This is a genomic window from Kitasatospora sp. NPDC034533, from assembly GCF_055575155.1.
In genome coordinates this window covers 47064-69759 of record NZ_JBVITE010000047.1, presented here as the reverse complement: position 1 = coordinate 69759, position 22696 = coordinate 47064, and the positions used below count along the sequence as shown (strand labels likewise).

The window sequence follows — 22696 nt, the reverse complement described above, 5'->3', positions numbered from 1 at the left end:
TCCCGGAGGACCGGGCGGCCATTCTCCTTGAGCCATCAACGGCAAACCGTCATCAGCCACACCCGGTCCTCCCGGACCGCCTCACATTCTTAGGGAACCCGCCATGACGGCCCATCCCGCCGACACCCCTGCGTTCCCGGCACCCACGAGCGACGAATCGGCTTCTCCCCGTGACGGCGGATTCCTGGAGTTCGAACTGGTCGAAGTCTTCGGGAACGGGCCGCTGACCGGAGGACCACTCGGAGTCGTCACCTGCGGTGCGCCAGCTGACGACGCGCTGATGCAGCGCCTGGCGGCCCGCCTGGCCATGCCGGAGACCGTCTTCCTGCGCGGCGGTGACGAGGGAGAGGTGGAGGTGCGGATCTTCACTCCCTATGTCGAGCTGGACTTCGCGGGGCATCCCCTCGTGGGAGCCGCCGCAGTGGCCGTGCGGCAGGGCCTGGCCCGGCCCGGCCGGGTGGCGCTGCGCACTCGGAGCGGAATCGTTCACGCCCGGGTGGGATCGACGGGGGACACTGCGGCACTGGAGGAACGGGCCTGCCAGGTGGGTTCGCCCGTCGCTCCGGAGCACGTATGCGAAGCGGTGGGGCTTGCCGCGGACGCGGCGGTGGGGCCCGTGAGATTGGCATCGGCCGGACTCGGGTTCGCCTGCCTCCCGGTGAGCGCCGCCGACCTGGAGTCGGCCGAGGCCCTGCCGCACAAGGTCGCGGCGCTCGCCGAGCGGGTGCCCGAGCTGGCCGGCGTCTTCGGGGTGGCGGTGTTCGTTCCGCACTTGCCCGAAGTCCGCGCTCGGGTCTTCGTTCCCGAGCCGGTCTGCGCGGAGGACCCCGCCACGGGCTCGGCCGCGCTGGCGATGGCCGGATGGCTGGCGCACACCGGGCAGATCGGCGAGCCTCTGGCGTTCGACATCGTCCAGGGCACCGCCGGACTCGGCTTCTCCAGACTGCGGGTCGAAGTCCGCAGGAATGCCGAGGGAAAGACATTCGCGAGCATCGGTGGCGGGGTACGCACCCTGCTGAAAGGGCGGCTCATGATGGGCGAGAAGGTCGACCAGACCTGAGAACTGCTGCCCGCCCGGCGATCCACGTGACGGCCGTCCTCTGTGGACGGAGCGAGTTCCCCCTCGGATCGGCCCCGCCGGGAGTGGTCCGGACGGCTGCCCCGGGGGGGGTGAGGGCGCGCCGTCCGGACCGTGCACTGCCCGTGCGGCCCTCTTCTGACCCGGATCCGGCGGGCCAAACACGATCCGGCGGGCCGAACACACCTCGACCGCCGTTCCGCGCCCAGGGCCCGCACCGGACGGGCTCGGCGTGCCGGGCGCACCCGGCCGCGCACCTGGCCGCGCTGCCGGCCGGCTTCGCGGCGCCCCGCCGTCCTCAGACCGGCAGCCAGAGCAGGGCCGCGCCCGTGAGCGCCGCCGCCGCGGTGAGGACGAGGACCGCGACCGTGCAGCCGGTGTTCTCCCGCCCGGACTTCCGTTCGGCGTCCAGGTCCGGCGTGAACACGGCGGGATCTGCGGGCGAGTAGTGGACCGTGAGCTCCTGGCCGCGCACCACGGCGGAGTCGCGAAGCCCCGGCGGGTAGTAGGCCGTGACGTCCACGCCCTCGTGGGTGGTGAAGGCGAGGACGGGCGTCCGGCTGGTCTGGAGGTCGTTGTCCGCGTCCAGGGAGACGGTCGTGAGGACGGCGACGATCCGCCCCGCCACGGGCCGCGCGGCGGTGAGCGCGGCGAGCCGCTCGCGGCTGCGGCCCCGGTGCGCGGGCAGGGCGATCGCGGCGGCGACGGCGATCGGCCCGCCCACCGCGACCAGGGCCCACGGCCAGCCCCAGTGGATCGAGGCGAGGACCACCAGCCCGGCGTACACCATGGACAGCGCGCTGTTCGGCAGGGTGAGCCCCCGCCGGCCCGCCTGGAGGTCGTCGGTGAACCGGAACGCGTGTGCCCGCCCTGGCGGGTAGCGCACCCCGACCTGCCGGCCCACCCAGGCCACGGTGATCCGGTCGCCGCAGTCGCCGTCGTTGGTGACGGTGAACTCCTCGCCGGTGGACGGGTCCCGGAAGCGGACGACCACCGCTATCCCGTCCGCCGCGGAACCGCCGTCCCGGGGCCGGCGCACCCGTTCGATCCGCCCCGTCGTGCGGACCGTCCGCTGCGCCGCGGTCGCGCCGGCCAGCGAACGGCCGTACCCGGCCAGCGCGAGGACGCCGAACACCCCGCACCACAGCGCCAGGGCCCCGTCCCAACCACCCATCTGCCGTCCGCTCCTGTCCGTTCCGTGGTCCGTTGCCCGTGGTCCATTGCCCGTGGTCCGTCGTTCCGTCGTTCCGTGGTCAGTGCGGCGAGGTGCGCCGCAGTTCCCTGCCGTGGTCGTCCGTCTCCAGCACGGCGGTGCCCTCGGGCCCGGTCACGCTGATCGCGACCGTGACGGTCCCGGTGAGCCGGGTGACGGTGATGCCCCAGGTCTGTGGGGTGCGGACGCCGAGGGCGGTCCTGGCCTCTTCGACCAGGGCGGGGAGCCGTTCGAAGGGCAGCGCCGTCGCGTCGAATCCGTGGTCCGCGGAGTCGGCGGTGGCGTACGCCGCCGTCAGCCTCCCCTCCCCCACGTGCAGGGCGGTCACCGCCCCGGCCTCGCCGTTCTTCGTCAACGAGGCGACGCCGCGCCGCAGTTCGCCGTCCTGGAGGAAGGACCGGCCGGGGCCGAGCACGAGGGTTCCGGACGCGTTGGCCACCACTGCGGCCGACGCCGAGGAGGCCGACCAGGAGGTGGGAGACGGCGTCGGGCGCGGCGGGCGGGCCGCCTCCGGCCCGAACAGGTCCGCACGGAACGCGAGGACGACGGCCGCGGCGGCGAGCAGCAGGCCGAGGAGTCCGAGGAGCCCGGCGCCGGCGCCCTTGGGAGGCTCGGTCACGTCGACGGCGCCGGGCACGGGGTCGATCCGGGCGCCGAGGGCCCGTTCCTCCCACTCCGGGGTGGGCCGCTTCACGATCCGTACCCGCCACGGCCGCTGCGGCGGGTAGCGGACCACCAGGACGCCGCCCGCACGGTAGTCGGGGAGGTCGACGACGTTGACGTCCTGGGTGAACGCGACCCGGAACGCGGGCTGTCGCTCCGGTACGACGGTGAGCTCGAACCGCACCGGCACGTCGGTCGTCGGGACCCGGGCGGGGTGCAGGGCGTCCACCAGCGCGAGTGCCGTCCACGGGGCGTCGGCCGCCTCCCGGGCCCGTCGCCGACGGGTGATGAGGAGGAGCAGCAGGCCGTGGGCGGGGAGCGCGATCAGAGCGGCGACGATCAGCGGCCGGTCGGCGACGACGATGCCCACGGCCAGTGCGGCGAGTGCCCCTCCCAGGACGGCGCCCGTCAGGAAGCCGAGGGCGAGGGCGACCGGCGGGTTGCGCCTGGGCGGTGCACCGGTGGTGATCGTCATACCGGTGATTGTGCCGGGTCTCGGTGGCAGCCGACAGGCCTGACGCGGACTTGCCGGTGCCGTCCCGGTGGGACATCGGATGCCGCCGGGGCGGCCGGTCCGTGACGCGAACTGCGATGTGCGGCAGGAAGGTTGGAAGGTCGGCCGTGACGGCGGCGAGCGTCCGGCCGAGCGGCGCGCGGTGCCGGGCCGACTGCTCGCGCGGTGCCTCCGCCGTCCCGGGGGCTCGGGTTGCGGTCATCGGCGGCACGGTGGCTCTTCGTGGTCAGCCCGCCACCGGGTCCGCCCGATCGCGGGCCCACGGTGCTCGAATGGCGGGTCGATCGGCCGGCATCTGCGGCAAACGGCGGGTGCCTCGGGCCCGACCGCGAGTGAACCTTGAAAGCACAGGTCACAGGGCCGCGAGCCCGCCCACGTCGAAGGAGCACGCCATTGGCCGCCTGGCCGGCCGGAGAAGCGACACCACCACGCCGGCCGACGCGTCCGTGATCCCGCCCCTTCACCGCGAGCGGCGCCACCCCACTGACTCCTGAGCCGGCGCTGGGCACACCGGCCGCGACCGACGCCCGGATCGCACCGCGCCCCACGCCCTCAGGACCCCGCCCACCCGTACCGCGGTCTCGCCGTGTCGAGATCCGATCATCCACGGAGCAGTTCCACGTGAGCACCACCCCCATGTCCCGGCCCCCGTTCGACGCCGAACTCGAAGCCGTCCTCACCTCGGCGGCGAACGAGGCGCCGCTGACCGTCACCCCCGAGCTGATCCCGCTGATCCGCGCGAACCCGCCGTTCCAGCCCACGGCGGAGGACTTCGACGCCCTGGGCCTGAGCGTTCGCGACGTCACCATCGCCGGGCACCTGGGTGACGAGATCACCGTCAGCGTCATCGCGCGGAAGGACCACCAAGGCACGGGCCCGGGGATCTACCACACCCACGGCGGAGGCATGATCACCGGCGACCGCTTCGCCGGAATCCAGGTCATCCTGCCCTGGGTGGTCGAGCACGACGCCGTCCTGGTGACCGTCGAGTACCGGCTGGCGCCCGAGTTCCCCGACCCCTACCCGGTGGAGGACAGCTACGCCGGGCTGCTGTGGACGGCCGAGCACGCCGCCGAACTCGGGCTCGATCCGGAGCGGTTGATGATCGTCGGCGCCAGCGCGGGCGGCGGCCTGGCCGCGGGCACCGCGCTGCTGGCCCGCGACCGCAAGGGCCCGCCGCTGATCGGCCAGGTGCTCATCTACCCGATGCTCGACGACCGCGACCAGACGGTCTCGACCGCCCAGTCCGACGGTGCCGGCTTGTGGGACCGTCAGAGCAACCTGCTGGGCTGGAACTCGCTCCTGGGCGAGCGCCGGGGCACGGACGAGGTGTCGATCTACGCGGCCCCGGCGCGTGCGAGGGACCTGTCCGGCCTGCCGCCGGCGTTCGTCGACTGCGGCTCCGCGGAGGTGTTCCGCGACGAGGACGTCGCCTACGCCTCGCGCCTGTGGGCGGCCGGTGTCCAGGCCGAACTGCACGTGTGGCCGGGCGGGTTCCACGGGTTCGATCTCGCGGCGCGGGGCAGCGTGCTGAGCAAGGCCATGATCAGTGCCCGCGACGCGTGGGTGGGGCGTCTCCTCGGCGGATGACCGTCCCCGCGCCGGACCTCCGGCCCACCTGGCGGATGACCGTCCCCGCGACGGACCTCCGGCGCACCTGGCCGGGTTGCCGCGCCCGGATGCGGCAACCCGGCCACTCGTCAGCCGAATACGAGGAAGGATCCCCCGTGACCCAGCTCAGCCGCCCGCCGTTCGACCCGGAACTCGACGCCGTGCTCGCCACGGTCGGCGAGGTCCCGGCCGTCACCCCGGACCAAATCCGGACCCTGCGCGACGCGCCGCTGCCGGTCGACGTCTCGGACGAGCCGCTGCGCGCCGCCGGCCTGACCAGGCGTGATATCACCGTGCCCGGCCACCGGGGCGCCGAACTCGTGGCCAGCGTCATCGCCCGAGCGGACCACACCGGTACCGGCCCCGGCGTCTACCACATCCACGGGGGCGGCATGATCACCGGCCACCGGATGGTCGGGATCAGCCAGATCGTGCCGTGGATCGCCGAGCACGACGCCGTCACCGTCGAGTACCGCCTCGCGCCCGAGTTCCCCGACCCCTACCCCGTCGAGGACTGCTACGCGGGCCTGGTGTGGACCGCCGACCACGCCGCGGAGCTCGGCATCGACCCGGACCGGCTCGTCATCGCGGGCGCCAGCGCGGGCGGTGGCCTCGCCGCCGGCACCGCGCTGCTGGCCCGTGACCGCAGCGGCCCGAAGCCGGCCGGTCAGGTCCTCATCTGCCCGATGCTCGACGACCGCGACCGGACCGTCTCGACCGCGCAGTACGACGACGCCGGCATGTGGCTCCGGGAGAGCAACAGGACCGGGTGGACGGCGCTGCTCGGCGAGCGCCGGGGCACCGACGACGTGTCGATCTACGCGGCCCCGGCACGTGCGACGGACCTGTCCGGCCTGCCGCCGGCCTTCGTCGACTGCGGCTCCGCGGAGGTCTTCCGGGACGAGGACGTCGCCTACGCCTCGCGGCTGTGGGCGGCCGGCGTCCAGGCCGAACTGCACGTGTGGCCCGGCGGGTTCCACGGCTTCGACGTGGTGGCTCCGCACACGGCGCTGTCGAAGGCGGCGACGGCAGCCCGGAACGCCTGGGTCGCCCGCCTCCTCGGAGCCTGAACCTGAACCAACGCCAACGGACCGGGGCGCAGCGCGCTGCCCGTGGACGCGAGAGAAGGGACCCTCATGCCGGAACCGGTGGGACGGCTGACCGCGACCGCCTGCGAGCGCGTGGCATCCGTACGGTGACCCCGGTCCCGGCGGGCCCGCGGGCCCATCGGCCGCGGGGCGGTGACCGGGCGCTACCGGACGCCGTCCCGGGCGTCCGGGGCGAGCGGGAGGCGGACCACCGCGCGGGCGCCCGGGCCGGGTGGCGGCGGGTCGGTGAAGGCGGCGGTGCCGCCCACGCCGCGGGCGATCGAGCGGACCAGGGCGAGGCCCAGTCCGGCGCCGCCCGCGTCGCGGGAGCGGGCGTCGTCCAGCCGGACGAACCGGTCGAAGACCCGCTCCCGGTCCTCGGGCGCGATGCCGGGGCCGTCGTCCGTGACGGTCAACACGGCGTGCCCGTCCTCGACGGTCACCGAGACGGCGACGGCGGTGCGGGCGTGCCGGTCCGCGTTGTCGAGCAGGTTGCGGACCAGCCGGCCGAGCCGTACCTCGCTGCCCCGGAGCAGCGCGGGATCCAGCGCGACGGCGCTGAACACCGGCCCGGCGCACCGGTTGTGGGCACGTTCGGCCACCTGCTCGCCGACCAGGTCGCGGAGGTCGACGGCTTCGGCCGCGCCCGGCCCGTCGCGTTCGTCGGTGGCGGCGAGCAGCAGCAGGTCGGCGGTGAGGAGTTGCAGGCGCTCGGTGTCGGTGAGCGCGCCGCGGACGACCTCCGGCCAGTCCACGTCCGCCGGGTGCGCCAGCGGTACCTCCAGTGAGCTGCGCAGGGCCGCCAACGGGCTGCGCAGCTCGTGCGAGGCGTCGGAGACCAGGCGGCGCTGCTCGTCGATCGCGCGTTCCAGCCGGCCGAGGGTGGTGTTGGTGGTCTCGGCGAGCCGGGCGATGCCGTCCCGGGAGGGCGGCACCGGGACGCGCTCGTGGAAGGCGCCGGCGCCGATGTGGGCCATGCGGCGGCGGATGGCCTCGACCGGCCGCAGGGCCAGGCCGGTGACCAGCCAGGCGATCAGGGCGGTGAAGAGGGTGGCCGCCGGCAGGACGGAGCGCAGCAGGATGCCGGTGATCCGGTTCTCGGCCTCGTCGGCGGCGACGGGGCTGGCCAGCAGGTAGACGGTGACGCGCTGCTCCGGCAGGCCCTCGATGCCGGTGTAGTGCCGCAGGGCTTCGGAGGAGGCCGGGTCGGTGACCCGCCTGATCATGGTGACGTCGTGGCCGGCGAGAGAGGGCCCGTTGATGCGGTAGTGCGGCAGCCGGGTCTGGTCGGGCAGGTGGATCCGGACCCGCTCGGTGTGGCCCAGGGTGGCGTTCTGGGGGAAGGGCGGCATCTCGGCGAAGGGCGCGGGCGGGACGCCTGCGTACTCGTCCAGCAGCAAGGGGGTCCGGATCGACATCCCGTCCCGGTACACGAAGTCGCCCCGGCCGGTGGGGCGCACCGGAGGCACGATGCGGCCGTCGGCGAGCACCAGCAGGAAGGACGTCTGGGGGATCGCGTCCCAGGTCTGCGTACCGGTGGGGATGTCGTGGGTGACGAGCCCGATGCTGTCGGTGGCCTGCTTCTCGGCCGCGGCCATCCACTGGTCGTGGACCGCGCCGCCGGCCCAGAAGGCGGCCGCCCAGAAGGTCACCGCCGAGGCGAGGGCCGCGCCCACGGCGGCGCGGAGGCCGACGGAGGCGCGGTGCCATGGGCGCAGGAGGCGGCGCGGGCGGCCGGAGCGCGGGCGGCTCGGGCGATCAGGGCGCATTGGGCACCAGCCGGTAGCCGGCGCCGCGCACCGTCTCGATCCGGCAGCCCGCGCCGGGGAGGTCCAGCTTCCGCCGCAGGGCCGCGATGTAGACCTCGACGATGTTCACGTCGCCGCGGAACGCGCTGTCCCAAACGGTGTCCAGGATGCCGCTCTTGGAAATCACCTCGCCCGGGTTCCTGGCCAGACACTCCAGGACGGCGAACTCCTTGGCGGTGAGCCGCACCTGCCGGTCGGTGACGGTGCAGCGGCGGGCCGCCGGGTCGATCCGCAGCGCGCCGACGGCGAGCACCGGCGGGCGGGCGATGGCGCCGCGGCGCAGTAGGGCGCGCAGCCGAGCGGTGAGCACCGGGTAGGAGAACGGCTTGCTGAGGAAGTCGTCGGCGCCGCAGTCGAGGGCCTCGACCTCGTCGTACTCGCCGTTCTTCGCGGTGAGCATCAGTATCGGCACGGAATTGCCGGCCAGCCGCAGTTCGCGGCAGACCCTGAAGCCGTTCAGGCCGGGCAGCATCAGATCGAGCACGATCGCCGAATACGGCTCGTGCAGGGCGAGTTCGAGCCCCTGGAGGCCGTCTGGGGCCAGGTCGACCGCGTAGCCCTCGGCCGCCAGGCCCTGCCTCAGCGACTGCGCGAGTCGCTCCTCGTCCTCGACGATCAGTAGCCGCATGCCGCCCACCCTAGGCGAATTCGGTTTTCCCGCAACGCCGTTGACCGGCTTGCCCCGGGATATCCGAGCTGAAGATTCCCTCAGCTTTCCTCAGTTTCCCTTCAGCGGCGCTTTCCTAGCGTCCGCAGCATGGAATTCCGACGTGTGCTGCCGTGGGCGGTGGCCGCCCTGTTCGCCCCGCTGTACGCGGCCGTTTCGCTGACCCGCCACGCCCGGCTGGAGAGCGCGGGCTTCGATCTGGGCATCTTCGAGGAGGCGGTGCGTGGTTACGCCCGGCTCGGGGCGCCGGTGGTCGCGTTGAAGGGCGAGGGCTACAACCTCCTCGGTGATCACTTCAGCCCGGTGCTGGCGGTGCTGGCACCGCTGTACCGACTGTGGCCGGGGGCCGGGACGCTGCTGGTGGCCCAGGCGGTGCTGCTGGCGCTGTCGGTGGCGGCGGTGACCGCGTTCGCGGTGCGGACGCTGGACCGGACCCGGTACGGCGCGGCGGCCGGGGTGGCGTACGGGCTGTCGGCGGGCCTCCAGAGCGCGGTGGCGTTCGACTTCCACGAGGTGGCCTTCGCGGTGCCCCTGGCGGCGGCCTCGGTGGTGGCGTTGGCCCGGGAGAGGTACGGCGCGGCGGTGGGGTGGGCGCTGCCGCTGCTGCTGGTGAAGGAGGACCAGGCGCTGCTGGTGGCGGCGGTCGGCGGGTACGTGTGGTGGCGCGGCCGGCGCCGGCTGGGGGCGGTCACGGTGGTGGTGGCGGTGGCGTCCGGGCTGCTGGTGACGCTGGTGGTGATCCCGGCGTTCAACCCGGGCGGCGAGTACTCCTACGCGCACCTGGGAGCGTCCGACGGGGCGAATCCGCTGGCCCGGCTGCTGCTGCCGTGGGTGAAGGCGCGGACCGTGCTGGTCCTGCTGGCGCCGACGCTGCTGCTCGCGCTGCGCTCGCCGCTGGTGCTGCTGCCGGGGGTGCTGCTGGCGGCGCGGTTCTGGGCGGACAACCCGGCGTTCTGGCGGACGGGACAGCACTACGACGCCGTGCTGGCACCGCTGTTGTTCGTGGCGGGCCTGCACGGGCTGGAGCGGCTGCGGCCTCGCTCCGGGAAGGTGGTGCCGAGGGCGGCGTCCGCCGGGATGCTCGCGGTCACGCTGGTGATGACGGCGACCGGGCCGGTGGCGGGGCTGCTGTCGGGCCTGGCCTCGGGGGATGCCTGGCGGGGCGGGGACCGGGCGGCGCAGGTGCGCCGGGTGCTGGCGGCGGTGCCGGACGGCGCCCGGGTGGCCGCCGCCAACCGGCTGGCCCCGCAGCTGACCGCCCGGTGCACGGTGTCCCTGTTCCCGTACCTGACCCCACCGGGCTCCGACGGCGGCTGGCAGCGGCCGGTGGCGGACTGGGTGGCGGTGCTGGACGAGCCGGACGGCTTCCCGGTCCCGCAGCGGGAGCAGGTGCGGACGCTGGCCGAGCTGTCGGCGTCCGGGTACCGGCCGGTGGCGGCCGGGGCGGGGGTGACGGTCTACCACCTGGCTGCCGGCGGCCGGTAGCCCGGGGAGCGGGGTGCGCGGCCCGACTTTTCCGTCTGCTGTTTTACATCTGCCACACGAAATTGGCTACAAGTTTGTACACGCTACTTTTAGTGCTCATTTTGCAAAACGCCTCGTACCTCCGGCTGCGGAATCCGTTCCGACACCTCGCCCGCCCACCAGGCACCGGGATCGCCTTCGCCACGCCGATGCCGGACAGGCGATGAAGGGCCTCGAATCGCCCCCTTCGACTCGGCTCCTCCCGCAGCGATCGAAGAACAGGGAAGGGCCTGGCATCATCCCCGTTCGCCCCGCCCCGCCGCTTCCCTATACTGGCCCGATCGTCCTTCTGTCGAAGGTGGAATTTCTGATGAATAAGGACACCAGCCCGCCGGTCAACGATCCCCTGCTGGAACTCGTCGACGTCACCCAGGTGTACGGCGATCGCACGGTGCTCGACCACGTGTCGCTCCGAATCCACCGAGGCGAGTGCGTTTCCCTGGTCGGAGAGAACGGATCCGGCAAGAGCACCCTGCTCCGCATAGCCGTCGGCCGGGAGCGGCCTTCCCGCGGATCGGTGTTCTTCGGCGGACAGCGGATCCACGAGGATTCGATGGCCGTGCGCAGGGGTGTGGCGTCGGTGATGGATCCGGGCGCCTTCTATCCGGACCTCACGGTGCGCGAGCACCTGCGCCTTGTGGCGCTGTCGCACGCCATGGGCGCCGGCGCGGACGCCGCGGTCGACCGGGTCCTGGACGCGCTGCGTCTGACGGCACAGTCCGAGCAGTTCCCCTCAGCGCTCTCCTCCGGCCAGACGCAGGCGCTGCTCCTGGCCACCGCCTTCGTCAGGCCGCACGACCTCCTCGTTCTCGACGAGCCCGAACAGCGGCTCGACGCCCACGCGCGAACCGCCCTCGCCCGGATGATCGCGGACCACCGCGACAACGGGTTCGCGGTCCTCATGGCGACTCACCACCGGGTGCTGAACGACGTCGCCGACCAGGTCGTCGAACTCGGCTCCGGAGCGGCGCGCCCGGCTCTTCCCGGCGCGGTGCGGGGAGAGCGGTGAGGGGATCGGGCGGCGACGTGGCGGGCACGCCGGGGACGACGCGACGGGCGGCCGACGCGCCCGGGGACTGCACCGCGGACGCGCTGGCGTTCCTGCGGGAAGCCCGGAGCGGATCGCGGGAGGAGAAGCGCAGAAGCGCGTGGTTCGTCGCCTACACGGTGCTCCTGCTGGGCGGGTGCTGGGGCATACCCGCTCTGGTCTCGTGGTCGCGTTCGGCCGCGGCGCACCAGCCTTCCGTACGGATCGGGGAGCAGACCGCCGCGACGATCCTGGCGCTGTTACCGGCGTTGGCGATCCTCGCCCTGCTGCTCACCGCCCGGGCGGCCGTGTGGCGCGGACCGGTTCTCCTGGACCGAGCCACGGCCGGCCTCCTGCTGCCGTCGGCCGTCGATCGGCGAGCCCTGCTCATGCCCAGGCTGCGGGCCTCGGCGGCTCTGACCTCCGTGGTGAGCGGTCTCGCGGGCGTGGTCGCGGGTTTCCTGTTGCAGGGCCTCACCGCACGGCCCTGGGGCCTGCTGGCCGTGGCCGGCGCGTGGACGGCCGTCTCGGTGGCTCTGACATCGACTGCGATCGGCGTCCTGGTCGAGCGTCATGACCGGTGGCTGTCCCGCTACGGCCCCAGGGTCTTCTCCGCGGCATGGACCCTCGCCGCGGTCGCGGCCATCAGCGTCTGGACGGCGCACACCCAGGGGAGGACGGGCTGGCTGCAAGGCCTCCTCCTCTGGTCGGGTCCGTGGGGGTGGGCCTGCCAGCCGCTCCTGTGGGCGCTGGGCGTCATGGGCCCGGCGGGCTCCGTCGGCACGGTGCTCTCGGTGGGCACACCGGTGATCGCCCTCGCCCTCGCGCGGCGGGAACTGCCGATGATCCCGCAGTCCGCGCTCCGGCTCCGCGCGACGGTGGCAGCGCGGATCAACGACTCCGTCCTCATGCTCGACCTGCGCCAGGCCCGCTCCGGTGTGCCGCGGCTCAGGGAACGACGCGCCACGCCCCTGCTCCGCGTGCCCGCGCCGCGCCACGGACTGCTGCTGGTGCCGTGGCGGGACCTCACGTGTCTGCTGCGTCATCCTCACCGCCTGGGGTGGGCCCTGGTCTGGAGCGCGCTCGCGGTGGTCCTGACCTCGGCGGCCCCCGCCCTCACCTCGGCCGAGCAGCAGCTCGTCGTCGTGCTGTCCCTGGCCGCCGAGTACCTGGCGGCCGCTCAGCTCACCGAGCCGGCGCGGCTGGAGAGCGATGACCCGCGTCGCTCGACGAACCTGCCCTGGACGTTCACGTCGCTGGCCGTACGGCACTCGTTGGTGCCAGGAGCCCTCCTGCTCGCGATCACCGGGGGCGGCGCGGCGGTGTGCGCGCTCGGCGGTGGCGGGACGGCGGGCCTCCTGCCGCTCCTGGCGTCCGTGCCGGCACTCGTCGCGGCCGCCCTGGTCAGCTCCTATCGCGGCGTCATGCCCATGCACCTGATGATCGGTGTCAACACCCCCATGGGGAACACCGGGCCGTGGCAGGCGATGGCGTGGTACCTGCGCGGCCCGCTGGCGGCCGTCGCCTTCCTGTTCCCCGTCGTGCTGTCGGCGGCCCGGGGCCACGCGTACGGGCCGGCGCAGCTCGTCTGGAGCCTGGCGGTCGGCGCGGCAGGTCTGTGGTGGGTCCGCCACACGGCTCGCCGGCTCCACGGTGCGTAGCGAAGCGCCCGCGTCGGCCGTGTCCTTCCGACCCGCCGGAGAAGGGAGCGAGGAGGGGAACGCTGGCCGGATCGACGGCCTGGAGGGTCCGCTCCGCGTGCTGCCTGCCGTTGGTCTGCGTCCGCGGAGCGGCGGTCGGCGGTCAGCGGCGGCGGATGGCGGCCGGGCGGCGTGTCAGCCGGGTTCGGCCGGCGCGAGCGCCCGCCACTCGCGGGGCGAGACGCCGTAGGCGGCGCGGAAGCTCCGGCTGAAGTGCGCCGGGTTGACGAAGCCCCACCGCTGGGCGACGGCCGACACCGTCGGGGCGGTACGGCCGCGGCGGCCGAGTTCGCGGGCGCAGGCCTCCAGGCGGCGCCGCTGGATGAGCCGGCTCACCGTCACCCCCTCGTGCTCGAAGATCCGGTGCAGGTACCGCACCGAGATGTGGTGGGCCCGCGCGATGCGCTCGGGAGACAGCTCCGGGTCGCCCAGCCGGTCGTCGATGTACTCCCGCACCCGCCGGACCAGGTGCCCGTGGGGGTCGTCCGGCCCGTCCGCCGCCCGTCCGCCGGCCAGTTGGGCGACCAGTGCGCTCACCAGGTCGGCGACGCTGCCGGCCAGGCGGTCGCCGACCGCCGCGGGGAACGAGTGCGCGGACGCGGCCAGGACGCCGAGGAAGGGCGCGAGCACCGGCCCGCAGCCGTCCAGGGCGCTGACGGTCGCCCCGGCCGCGTGCCGCAGGTCGCGCTCCGGCACGCCCAGCAGCCGGCGCGGCACGTGGAACAGGTGGGTGCGGAAGCGCTCCGGGTAGTCGACGGCGTAGGGCCGTGCCGTGTCGTACAGCACCAGCCCTCCCGGCAGCGCCTCCGCGCGGCGCCCGTCCTGTTCCAGTACGGCCCGGCCCGACACCTGCACCCCCACCCCGACCAGCGGCTCGGCGCCCGGGGCCCGCGCGATCAGGTCGGCCGTACAGGAGAGGCGGGCGGCGTCCGCCTCCAGGGTGGAGATCCTCACGTGCCCGAGCCGGTGCGACTCCACGAGCCCGTCGAACGGCCGCCCGGTGAGCGGGAGTGCCTCCACCGGCGTCAGGGTGCGCGACACCGCCCCGCTCCAGTACGCCGCCTTCTCCTCGTCCGCCACCGCCTCGGTCGTGACCCGCACGCCCATCTGACCGCCCTTCCGCCGAAGTCCTGCGATTCCAGCGTGGACCGCGCCGTCGCCCGGCCGTTAGGTCATCTGACTGCCCTGTCCGGCGGGGCGGGCCGAGGGCCGCCGCGGCGGGTCAACCGCCGTCGAGGGCGTGGGCGAGCGCGGCCCGGGAGGTGATCCCGAGCTTGGGGAAGATCCTGTAGAGGTGGGCCGCGACGGTGCGGGGCGACAGCTGGAGCTGCCGGCCGATCTCCTTGTTGGTCAGACCGGTCGCCGCCAGCCGGGCGATGCGCAGCTCCTGCCCGGTCAGGCCGGCGGGCTCCGCGGCGGATCCGCCCGGCGGCAGGGCCACGGAGTCGCCCGCGGCCCGTAGCTCCGCCTCGCACTGCCGGGCCCAGGGGTCCGCCTGGAGGCGGCGGAACACGTGGTGGGCCGCGCGCAGCGCCTCCCGGGCCCCGGGCCGGTGGCGGCGGCGCAGCCACGCGCCGTGGGCCAGGCGCAGCCGGGCGAGGTCGAAGGCCCATCGCTCGGCGCCCGGGACGGCGTAGGCGGCCCGGTAGGCGGCGTCGGCTTCGTCGTTGGCCGTCAGGGCTGCGGCGGCCACGGCGTCGGCGGCCGCGAGCAGGAAGGCGTGGCGGCCGGAGATCTCCGCGGACCGCGCGGACCGCGCCGCCTCCAGGTGGGCCCGGGCCTCGTCGAGGCGGCCGGTGTGCACGGCGGCCGTCACCAGGTCCAGGACCAGCGTGTGGTGCCACGGCGGGCCGCCGGGCAGGTGCCCGGGCGGGGTGAGTTCGCACAGGTGCGCGTAGGCCTCCTCGTAGCGCCGGTGGGCGAGCGCGGCCAGGCCGCGCAGGTGGGTCAGGCGGTCGAGGACGTGGCGCATGCGGGCGCGGGTGGCGGCCGGACGGATGGCCTGTTCGACCTCCCGCAGTCCGGCCTCGTCGCCCCGGCCGGCCAGGAAGTGGGCGTGGTACTGGCGGAACATCAGGGCGTTGGTGTGGTAGCCGAGTTCGTCGGCTATCTCGGCCTCGCGCAGGCAGACGGCCGACCGGTCCCAGTGCCCGAGCAGGAAGTCCTGGTGGCACTTGGCCTTCGCCACCGAACCGTGGGTGGCGTAGCCGTGCAGCCCGGTGAAGCGCCGCCACAGGTCGTCCTCGGGGCAGTCGAGCGCCGACGCGGTCCACAGCAGGAGCCAGGCCGCGCCGGCTCCCTGTTCCTCGGTCATGGTCTCGGCCGCCGTCCGCAGCGCGTCGGCGGCGTGCGGGCCGGGGTCGGTCCAGGCCCGCAGGCAGAGTCGCCCCACCTCCGAGACGTGGTCCCGGTGCCGTTCCAGAGCGCGCCACGCCCAGGGGTCGCCGGTGTAGCTGGCGGCCAGCAAGAGCTTGAAGTAGGCCTGCTCGACCAGCCCGCCGAAGGTCTCGGCGCCGGGGGCGGTGAGCGCGTCGAGGGCCGCGGGCAGCAGCGCGGCGGAGGACTCGAAGTCGACGTGGTGGCTCTGGTCGACGTAGACGGCCGCGTACGCGAACAGCGGGGCGATGTCCTGCGGCACCGTGCTGGTCCTCAGCTGCGCCACGAGGTCGGCGGCGCGGCGCAGCTGTCCGCCGCGCGCCGACATCACCGCGGCCCAGGTGAGCCGGCGGGTCCGGTCGCAGGATACGGGGCTGAGGGCGGCGGCGCGTTCGAGCAGGAGCGCGCCCTCCGCGTCGCCGCCGCGGCGGGCCAGGTCGCGCCCCGCCTCCTGGAGCCGGTGCGCGAGGTCCTCGTCGGGCAGCAGGGCGGCCGAGGCTTCGTGGACCAGCCTGCGGGGGTCCTCCGGTGCGAGGACGGCGGACAGGGCCTGATGGGCCTCGCGGCGCTGGCTGTCGGAGGCGGTGGAGACCACGGCGGTGCGGACCAGGGGGTGGCGGAACACCAGCTGTCCGGCCTGGTCGAGCCAGGCCAGGCCGTCCGTCTCGATCCGGTCCAGGATCTCCCGCGCGTTCTCGTCCGCGACGGCGCGCAGCCACGCCCCGCCGGCGGACTCCGTGCCGGTGGCCAGGGCTCCCAGCAGGAGGAGGCGGCCGGCCTCGGGCGTCACCGCGCCCAGCCGGTCGGCGAACATCCGCTCCAACTTCCGTCCCAACGGCAGCCGTTCGGGCAGCGGCGCGGCCCCGCGCTGCTGGGCGGCCGCGAGCTGGCGGGGCAGTTCCACCAGGGCCAGCGGGTTGCCGGCCGCCTCGGTCAGGAGCCGGTCCCGGGCGGGTGCGGCGAGGTCGGGGTAGCGGGCGCCCAGCAGCAGGGCCGCGTCCGTCCGGGGCAGGGCCCGTACGTCGAGGGTCTCGGCCGACCAGGTCTGCGCGGACGGCCCGTCCGGCCGGACGGCGGCGGCGATCACCACCGGCAGGTCGGCGCAGCGCCGGTGCAGGAAGGCGAAGACGGTCGCGCTGGAGGAGTCGATCCAGTGCAGGTCGTCCAGGAGGAGCAGCACCGGGGCGGTCCGTGTCGCCTCCTCCAGCAGCGCCAGCGCGGCGGCGCCGACGGCGAACCCGCTCGGGGTGCCGGCCCGGACGCCGAGCGCGCTCTCCAGGGCGTCCCGCTGGTGCGCGGAGAGGGCGCCCGAGTGCTGGAGCATCAGCCGGAAGGCCTGGTGGAGGGCGCCGAACGCGAGGTCCGTCTCCGCCTCCGTGCCGAGCGCCCGCAGGACGGTGAACCCCCGCTCGCGCGCCGCGCGCTCCACCCAGGCCAGCAGGGTGCTCTTGCCCACGCCCGCCTCGCCGCGGAGCACCACCGTGGAACCGCTCGCGCCGTCCACGGCCTGGACCAGCGCCGCGGTCAGCAGCTCGGTCTCCCGCTGCCGCCCCACCAGGACCGGAACACGCCCGTCCTCCGCCACCTCGCTCGCCCTCCTCGGGTCCTGTCGGCCCGTTTCTCCGGGCGCCCAAGGTTACCGTCCGTCAAAACCGTCCGACACTGTGTGGACGGGACGGCCCCGGGCCCGGCGGGACCGGGGCCGGCGAACGGGGCGGCCGGTTCGTGCCGCCGTCGCTGTCCGCCTCACCGAGACGGCGGCCACCACGCTCGCCTGGCTCTTCCACGAACTCGCGCGGCGCCCCCGCCTCCAGGAGGAGCTCAGCCGGGAGGTGCGCGCCCTCGCCGAGGACGGTGCCGTCGCCCCGGACAACCTGCCGCGCCTGGAGCGCACGGGGCACGCGATCAGCGAGACCCTGCGGCTCCACACCCCCAACTGGATCCTGATGCGCCGGGCGGTGGCGCCGCTCCACTACGGCGGAGCCCTCCTGCCCCCGGGGGCGGAGGTGCTGTTCAGTCCGGCCGCGCTACACCGCTCCCCGCGGCTGCACCCCGACCCGTTGCGGTTCGACCCCGCGCGCTGGCGCCGCCCCGGCAACCGCGCCCACCCGGGGCTGTTCCTCCCCTTCGGCGCGGGCCTCCACAAGTGCGTCGGCGAGTCCTTCGCCTGGACCGAGATGCTCGTCGTCGCCGCAGCCGTCCTGGCCCGCCTGCGGCTGAGGCCGGCCACGGCCGCCCCGCTGCGGGAGACCGCCACCGCCGCCACCGTCCGCCCGCGCGGCCCGCTGCTCGTCGCCGAACGGCGGTGAACGCCGGTGAACGGGGTGAACGGCGGTGAACGCCGGTGAACGGGGTGAACGGCGGTGAACGCCGGTGAACGGGGTGAACGGCGGTGAACGGCCGGGGACGACACCGCGTCCAGGCCGGACCGGTCCGGGAGTTCACGACCGCACCCCGTCCTCGTCCTCGGTCTTCGCGGGCTCCGGGGCCACCGACCCGGTCCACGCGGCGTTGACGTTCTCCGGCGTCACCGGCGGGTAGCGGGAGGCGGCGAAGAAGGCGATCGCCGCCAGCACCAGCGCGACGAGGACCACCACCACCCCGGCCGTCCCGCCGATCCCGTTCGCGGCCCAGTAGGCCACCGCACCGGCCAGCGCGGCGGACGGGAGGGTGAGCAGCCAGGCCGTGGCCATCCGGCGGGCGAGCCGCCAGCGCACCTCGGCCCCCTCCCGCCCGAGCCCCGAGCCGAGGATCGACCCGGTGGCCACGTGGGTCGTGGAGAGCGAGTAGCCGAAGTCGGCGGAGCAGAGGATCACGGCGGCGGAGGCCGACTCGGCGGCCATGCCCTGTGGCGGTTCGATCTCCACCAGTCCCTTGCCCAGCGCCCTGATCACCCGCCAGCCGCCGACGTAGGTGCCCAGGGCGATCGCCAGCGCACAGGAGACGATCACCCAGTCCGGTGCCTTCGCTCCGGCCGGCAGGGTGCCGTTGGCGATCAGGGCCAGGGTGATGACGCCCATGGTCTTCTGGGCGTCGTTGGTGCCGTGGGCGAGCGAGACCATGCAGGCCGAGCCGACCTGGCCCAGCCGGAACCCGCGGGTGCGCGCGTCCTCGGCGACCTCGCGGGTGAGGCGGTAGACCAGGAGGGTGCCGAGCGCGGCGACCGACCCGGCGATGAACGGCGACAGCGCGGCGGGCACGATCACCTTGGCCACCAGTCCCTGCCACTTGACGGCCGAGGCGCCGGCCGCCGCCATCGTCGCCCCGACCACCCCGCCGATCAGCGCGTGCGAGGAGCTGGACGGGATCCCCAGGAACCAGGTCGCCAGGTTCCACAGGATGCTGCCGGTCAGGCCGGCCACGACCACCGTCAGGGTCACCTCGCCACTGGCGACCAGGCCGTTGGCGATGGTCGCCGCCACCGCGGTCGACAGGAACGCGCCGACCAGGTTCAGCACCGCCGAGACCGCCACCGCGACGCGCGGCGGGAGGGCCCCGGTGGCGACCGAGGTCGCCATCGCATTGCCGGTGTCGTGGAAGCCGTTGGTGAAGTCGAAACCCAGCGCCGTGACGACCATCAACGCCAGGACCGCGTCGTTGCCGGTCACGGCCCGAACCTAGCCCGCGCCCCCGGACGCGCCCGGTTCGGCGACGGCCCGGCACGCCGGACCGGGAGGAGCCGCCATCCGGTAGGACCAGCACCGGGACACCGCGGCACGGAGCACCATGGGCCCGCCCGCTCGCCTGCGATCGCACAGACCGTCGGCCGCTGAACGTCAGGTCGGGTACGGGCGCTGGACATCACCCGGGAGAGCGCACACGCTCACCGGCGGCGCCCCGGTCGTCCTGTTGCGGGGCGCCCGGAGACGGTGCTGTCCTGCTGGTGTCAGGCAGTGCGAGGATCGGAGCCGATGTGCCCTCCCCCGATGCCGTCGGGCCCCAGGAGGCCGCCGACCGGCTGGCCATCCGCCAACTGGTCGACGCCTACGCGCACCGCGCGGACCGCCGGGACGCCGAGGGCCAGATGGCCCTGTTCACCGAGGACTGCCGCTTCCTGGTCCACCGCCTCCGCCGAACCGACCCAGGAGTTGCGCGGACGCGCCGCCCTCGCGCCGGTCCTCGCCGATCTCAACCGCTACCGGGCCACCACCCACTTCAACGGCCAGAGCACCGTCACCCTCGACGGTGACCGGGCCGAAGGCGAGACCTACTGCCTGGCCCACCACGTCTCGTCCGGTACGGACGACGAGCGCACGATCATGGTCGCGTCCATCCGCTACCTGGATCGGTTCGTCAGGCACGACGGCGCCTGGCTCTTCGCCGAACGCCGGCTGCTGGTCGACTGGACCGAGACCCGCCCCTGCAAGCCCTGACGCCCCGACCCGGCGGCGAAAGCGATGGCACCCATGGCTGAGCGATCCACCGTCCGCACCGTGACCTACGACCTGCTGCGCGCGCTCGGGCTCACCACCGTCTTCGGGAACCCGGGCTCCACCGAGGAGCCCTTCCTCCAGGACTTCCCCCCGGACTTCCGCTACGTCCTGGCCCTCCAGGAGGCCTCCGCCATCACCATGGCCGACGCCTTCGCCCAGGTCACCGGGCGCCCCGCGCTGGTCAACCTGCACACCTCGGCCGGCACCGGCAACGCCATGGGCAACCTCGTGGCCGCGTACCAGGCGCACACGCCCCTGATCGTCACCGCCGGCCAGCAGCACCGGGAGCTGCTGATCGGCGAGCCGTACCTCGCCAACCGCGAGGCCACCCTGCTGCCGCGGCCCTGGGTCAAGTGGTCCTACGAGCCGGCCCGCGCCGAGGACGTCCCCGAGGCCTTGATGCGCGCCCACGCGCACGCGCTCCAACCGCCCGCCGGGCCGGTCTACCTGTCGGTCCCGATGGACGACTGGCAGCGGCCGCTGCCCGGCTTCAACCGGGTGCGGACGGCGAGCCCCCGGGTGGCCCCCGACCCGGAGCGGCTGCGGGCCTTCGCCGGACGCGTGTCCGCCGCCCGCCGGCCCGCGCTGGTCTTCGGGCCCGAGGTCGACCGCAGCGGCGGCTGGGACGTGGCCGTCGCCCTCGCCGAGAAGCTGCGCGCCGCCGTCTACGGCGCCCCGCTGGCCGAACGCGCCTCCTTCCCCGAGGACCACCCGCTCTACGCCGGCCCCCTGGGCCTGTCGGTGAAGGCCGTCGGCGAGCGGCTGGCCGGGCACGACCTGGCCGTCGTGATCGGCGCGGAGGTGTTCCGCTACTACCCCTACGTGCCCGGCGACCACCTGCCCGCGGGCACCGCCCTGCTGCAGATCACCGCCGACCCCCGGGCCGCCGCCGCGGCGCGGGTCGGCGACAGCCTGCTCGGCGATCCCCGGCTCGCGATCGAAGGGCTGCTGGACCTGGTCGAGGAGGGCTCGGCCCGCACCGCCCCGGACCCGATGCCGCGGCCCCGGGTGCTGCCGTCCTCGCCGACCCTTCCGCTCCCCCCGCCCGTGGTCCACGCCGCGCTGAGCCGGGTCCGCCCGCCGGACGCGGTCATCGTCAACGAGTCCACCTCGACCATGGCCGAGCTGCTCGAATGGCTGCCCGCCACCCGCCCCGGCTCCTTCTTCGCCACCGCCAGCGGAGGAATCGGCTGGGCCGTACCGGCCGCCGTCGGCATCGCGCTGGCCGACCGGGAACGCGGGGTCCGGCGCCCGGTGGTCGGGCTGATCGGCGACGGCTCCTTCCAGTACTCCGTCCAGGCCCTCTACACCGCGGCCCGGCACCGCCTCCCGATCGTCTACGTGGTCATGCGCAACCACGAGTACGCGATCCTCAAGTCCTTCGCCCGGCTGGAGGACACCCCGGGCGTCCCCGGACTCGACCTGCCCGGCCTGGACATCGCCTCGCTCGCCCGCGGCTTCGGCTGCCGTGCCGTCGACGTGCGGACGGCCGAGGACCTGGAACGGGAGTTCACGGCGGCGCTGGAGGCCGGCACCACCACCGTCATCGTCGTCCCCACCCGGCCCCAGCCGGCCGTGCTGTAGGCGGCGCGGCGGGGCCCCGACCGTTGGCGCCGAAGACCTCAAGCAGTCGCTTGACAACCGGCGCGGGCCCCTGCTTGGGTCCGGACCGTGGAACGGGACGAGAAGACGGACCAGCGCCGGGAGACCGGCCGCCGCACCCGGGACGGCCTGCTGGCCGCCGCCCTGGAGCTGCTGGCGGAGCGCGGCCAGGACGGCGTGAAGCTGCGCGACGTCACCGACCGCGCGGGCGCCAACGTCGCCGCCGTCAGCTACCACTTCGGATCGCTGCGATCGCTCTGCGACGCCGCGATCGAACACGCGCTGGAGCAGTACCTGGACGCCCAGATCCGGGCGCTCGACCCGCTCGGTCCCGACGCGACCCTCCAGGAGCTGGCTGCGGCGTTCGCCCGGCCGATGATCAGAGCACTGGCCGCCGGCGGGCGGGACCTGGCCGTGATGCGCACCGTGGCCCGGGTCGCGATCGACCCGCCGCAGGGCTGGGAGCGCCTGACCGGCAAGTTCGAACGGGCCCGCCAGGACGCCGTCCGCGTGCTGGCGGCGAACCTGCCCGGCGTCGACGAGCAGGACCTGGTCCTGCGCATCCGCTGCGCCGCCGGCCTGCTCAACTGGCTCGCCCTGGCGCCCGTCGGCGCCGAGCTGGCCACGGAGCCCGCCGAGCGGATCGAGCGGCGGCTGCTGCCTGTCCTGGCCGGTGCCTTCCACGGGCAGCCGTACCCCGGCTGACCTGCGCGGACTCCCTGCCGCCCAGGGCCTTCGGACGACCACTTGACCGGCCCACCGCCGGGTTCCCATAATTTCAAGCAAGCATTTGATTTCCTTCGTGGAAGGGGAAGTGCGATGACCATCGACGCGGAGGCCACGGTCCGGGCCGCCTATCACGCGGCCGAGGGCCACGTCCTCGACGTGCGGGGCTTCATCGACCTGTTCGCCGAGGACGGGGTGTTCAACAACGTCGTCGCGGGCGAGAGCTACCGCGGCGAACACCTCGGCGACCAGGTCGCCTCCATGGCGGCCCTGGCACCCGACATCCACCGCGAACTGCACCGGTTCCACGTCATCGGCGACGTGGTGGCCGTCGAGCTGACGATCGAGGGCACCGTCACCGGGCCGTTCGAGACGCCCGCCGGGACCGTCCGGGCCACCGGCGCCCGGCTCGGCATCCCCACCGCCGACTTCTGGTACGTCCAGAACGGGAGGATCAAGGAGTTCAACTGCTACGTCGGGCTCAGCGTCATGCTCGACCAGCTCGGCGTGCACCCCGACTTCGCCTCCGCCGTCACGGCGTCACCGGTCGCGGCCTCCTGACCTCCGGCCGGGCCCGGCCGGAGGAGGTCCCCTGTCGGCGTGGCGATGAGTCCTGCCGCCGTTCGGGGTCTACATCTCTGGAGGACGACCAGACGACCGGGAGTA

At 74.4% G+C, this 22696-nt stretch carries 19 protein-coding genes; 12 read left to right on the top strand and 7 right to left on the bottom strand.

Features of this window, described 5'->3' with window-relative positions:
• Window positions 1–103: 103 nt before the first annotated feature.
• Window positions 104–1060: a PhzF family phenazine biosynthesis protein gene (locus ACZ55U_RS27550; protein ID WP_465530086.1), complete on the top strand. Its 957-nt coding sequence runs from the start codon at window positions 104–106 to the stop codon at window positions 1058–1060.
• 316 nt (window positions 1061–1376) lie between these two features.
• Here ACZ55U_RS27550 and ACZ55U_RS27545 read toward each other — a convergent pair whose 3' ends face one another.
• A complete protein-coding gene (locus tag ACZ55U_RS27545; protein WP_465530084.1) occupies window positions 1377–2252 on the bottom strand; it encodes a DUF3592 domain-containing protein in 876 nt (291 codons plus the stop codon).
• Window positions 2253–2331: 79 nt separating this feature from the next.
• Window positions 2332–3429 carry a hypothetical protein gene (locus ACZ55U_RS27540; protein WP_465530082.1) on the bottom strand — a complete coding sequence of 366 codons (1098 nt, stop codon included), beginning with the start codon at window positions 3427–3429 and terminating at the stop codon, window positions 2332–2334.
• 675 nt (window positions 3430–4104) lie between these two features.
• On the opposite strand from ACZ55U_RS27540, the gene ACZ55U_RS27535 reads away from it, so the two are divergent.
• On the top strand, window positions 4105–5058 hold the full coding sequence (locus ACZ55U_RS27535) for an alpha/beta hydrolase (protein WP_465530092.1): 954 nt from the start codon (window positions 4105–4107) through the stop codon (window positions 5056–5058).
• Between the two features lie 137 nt (window positions 5059–5195).
• Complete coding sequence (locus tag ACZ55U_RS27530) at window positions 5196–6149, top strand: alpha/beta hydrolase (protein WP_465530080.1); 954 nt, start codon at window positions 5196–5198, stop codon at window positions 6147–6149.
• 182 nt (window positions 6150–6331) lie between these two features.
• Here the strand turns inward: ACZ55U_RS27530 and ACZ55U_RS27525 are convergent, their stop codons facing one another.
• Both ACZ55U_RS27525 and ACZ55U_RS27520 read right to left on the bottom strand, forming a co-directional pair.
• Window positions 6332–7936, bottom strand: coding sequence for a sensor histidine kinase (locus ACZ55U_RS27525; RefSeq protein WP_465530078.1), 1605 nt, complete (start codon window positions 7934–7936; stop codon window positions 6332–6334).
• Window positions 7926–8603 carry a response regulator transcription factor gene (locus tag ACZ55U_RS27520; protein ID WP_465530076.1) on the bottom strand — a complete coding sequence of 226 codons (678 nt, stop codon included), beginning with the start codon at window positions 8601–8603 and terminating at the stop codon, window positions 7926–7928. Before ACZ55U_RS27520 ends, ACZ55U_RS27525 begins: the two co-directional genes overlap by 11 nt.
• A 129-nt stretch (window positions 8604–8732) precedes the next feature.
• On the opposite strand from ACZ55U_RS27520, the gene ACZ55U_RS27515 reads away from it, so the two are divergent.
• The 3 genes from ACZ55U_RS27515 (at window position 8733) to ACZ55U_RS27505 (ending at window position 12854) form a co-directional block, all read left to right on the top strand.
• Window positions 8733–10127: a DUF2079 domain-containing protein gene (locus tag ACZ55U_RS27515; RefSeq protein WP_465530074.1), complete on the top strand. Its 1395-nt coding sequence runs from the start codon at window positions 8733–8735 to the stop codon at window positions 10125–10127.
• A gap of 202 nt (window positions 10128–10329) precedes the next feature.
• A complete protein-coding gene (locus ACZ55U_RS27510) occupies window positions 10330–11175 on the top strand; it encodes an ABC transporter ATP-binding protein (protein ID WP_465530072.1) in 846 nt (281 codons plus the stop codon).
• A gap of 17 nt (window positions 11176–11192) precedes the next feature.
• A complete protein-coding gene (locus ACZ55U_RS27505; protein WP_465530070.1) occupies window positions 11193–12854 on the top strand; it encodes a hypothetical protein in 1662 nt (553 codons plus the stop codon).
• Between the two features lie 174 nt (window positions 12855–13028).
• Here the strand turns inward: ACZ55U_RS27505 and ACZ55U_RS27500 are convergent, their stop codons facing one another.
• Window positions 13029–14000: an AraC-like ligand-binding domain-containing protein gene (locus tag ACZ55U_RS27500; protein WP_465530068.1), complete on the bottom strand. Its 972-nt coding sequence runs from the start codon at window positions 13998–14000 to the stop codon at window positions 13029–13031.
• 115 nt (window positions 14001–14115) lie between these two features.
• A complete protein-coding gene (locus tag ACZ55U_RS27495) occupies window positions 14116–16854 on the bottom strand; it encodes a BREX system ATP-binding domain-containing protein (protein WP_465530066.1) in 2739 nt (912 codons plus the stop codon).
• A 79-nt stretch (window positions 16855–16933) separates the two neighbouring features.
• Here ACZ55U_RS27495 and ACZ55U_RS27490 point away from each other — a divergent pair, with 79 nt between their 5' ends.
• Window positions 16934–17578 carry a cytochrome P450 gene (locus ACZ55U_RS27490; protein ID WP_465530064.1) on the top strand — a complete coding sequence of 215 codons (645 nt, stop codon included), beginning with the start codon at window positions 16934–16936 and terminating at the stop codon, window positions 17576–17578.
• 132 nt (window positions 17579–17710) lie between these two features.
• Here ACZ55U_RS27490 and ACZ55U_RS27485 read toward each other — a convergent pair whose 3' ends face one another.
• Window positions 17711–18847 carry an inorganic phosphate transporter gene (locus ACZ55U_RS27485; RefSeq protein WP_465530090.1) on the bottom strand — a complete coding sequence of 379 codons (1137 nt, stop codon included), beginning with the start codon at window positions 18845–18847 and terminating at the stop codon, window positions 17711–17713.
• Between the two features lie 305 nt (window positions 18848–19152).
• Between ACZ55U_RS27485 and ACZ55U_RS27480 the strand changes: the two genes are divergently transcribed.
• The 5 genes from ACZ55U_RS27480 (at window position 19153) to ACZ55U_RS27460 (ending at window position 22591) form a co-directional block, all read left to right on the top strand.
• Window positions 19153–19458, top strand: a complete 306-nt coding sequence (locus ACZ55U_RS27480; protein ID WP_465530062.1) for a nuclear transport factor 2 family protein — start codon at window positions 19153–19155, stop codon at window positions 19456–19458.
• Window positions 19358–19642 carry a nuclear transport factor 2 family protein gene (locus ACZ55U_RS27475; protein WP_465530060.1) on the top strand — a complete coding sequence of 95 codons (285 nt, stop codon included), beginning with the start codon at window positions 19358–19360 and terminating at the stop codon, window positions 19640–19642. Before ACZ55U_RS27480 ends, ACZ55U_RS27475 begins: the two co-directional genes overlap by 101 nt.
• A gap of 33 nt (window positions 19643–19675) precedes the next feature.
• Window positions 19676–21286, top strand: a complete 1611-nt coding sequence (gene mdlC, locus ACZ55U_RS27470) for a benzoylformate decarboxylase (RefSeq protein ID WP_465530058.1) — start codon at window positions 19676–19678, stop codon at window positions 21284–21286.
• A gap of 87 nt (window positions 21287–21373) precedes the next feature.
• On the top strand, window positions 21374–22009 hold the full coding sequence (locus ACZ55U_RS27465) for a TetR/AcrR family transcriptional regulator (RefSeq protein ID WP_465530057.1): 636 nt from the start codon (window positions 21374–21376) through the stop codon (window positions 22007–22009).
• A gap of 114 nt (window positions 22010–22123) precedes the next feature.
• The gene (locus ACZ55U_RS27460) at window positions 22124–22591 is read left to right on the top strand and encodes a nuclear transport factor 2 family protein (protein WP_465530056.1); all 468 of its coding nucleotides are present in this window, start codon (window positions 22124–22126) and stop codon (window positions 22589–22591) included.
• Window positions 22592–22696: the final 105 nt, after the last annotated feature.

Excerpts from the sequence above, each read along its gene's own strand:
- ACZ55U_RS27550 (WP_465530086.1), top strand. The coding sequence starts at position 104 with ATGACGGCCCATCCCGCCGACACCCCTGCGTTCCCGGCACCCACGAGC.
- ACZ55U_RS27545 (WP_465530084.1), bottom strand. The coding sequence starts at position 2,252 with ATGGGTGGTTGGGACGGGGCCCTGGCGCTGTGGTGCGGGGTGTTCGGC.
- ACZ55U_RS27540 (WP_465530082.1), bottom strand. The coding sequence starts at position 3,429 with ATGACGATCACCACCGGTGCACCGCCCAGGCGCAACCCGCCGGTCGCC.
- ACZ55U_RS27535 (WP_465530092.1), top strand. The coding sequence starts at position 4,105 with ATGTCCCGGCCCCCGTTCGACGCCGAACTCGAAGCCGTCCTCACCTCG.
- ACZ55U_RS27525 (WP_465530078.1), bottom strand. The coding sequence starts at position 7,936 with ATGCGCCCTGATCGCCCGAGCCGCCCGCGCTCCGGCCGCCCGCGCCGC.
- ACZ55U_RS27520 (WP_465530076.1), bottom strand. The coding sequence starts at position 8,603 with ATGCGGCTACTGATCGTCGAGGACGAGGAGCGACTCGCGCAGTCGCTG.
- ACZ55U_RS27515 (WP_465530074.1), top strand. The coding sequence starts at position 8,733 with ATGGAATTCCGACGTGTGCTGCCGTGGGCGGTGGCCGCCCTGTTCGCC.
- ACZ55U_RS27510 (WP_465530072.1), top strand. The coding sequence starts at position 10,330 with ATGAAGGGCCTCGAATCGCCCCCTTCGACTCGGCTCCTCCCGCAGCGA.
- ACZ55U_RS27500 (WP_465530068.1), bottom strand. The coding sequence starts at position 14,000 with ATGGGCGTGCGGGTCACGACCGAGGCGGTGGCGGACGAGGAGAAGGCG.
- ACZ55U_RS27485 (WP_465530090.1), bottom strand. The coding sequence starts at position 18,847 with ATGGTCGTCACGGCGCTGGGTTTCGACTTCACCAACGGCTTCCACGAC.
- mdlC (WP_465530058.1), top strand. The coding sequence starts at position 19,676 with ATGGCTGAGCGATCCACCGTCCGCACCGTGACCTACGACCTGCTGCGC.
- ACZ55U_RS27460 (WP_465530056.1), top strand. The coding sequence starts at position 22,124 with ATGACCATCGACGCGGAGGCCACGGTCCGGGCCGCCTATCACGCGGCC.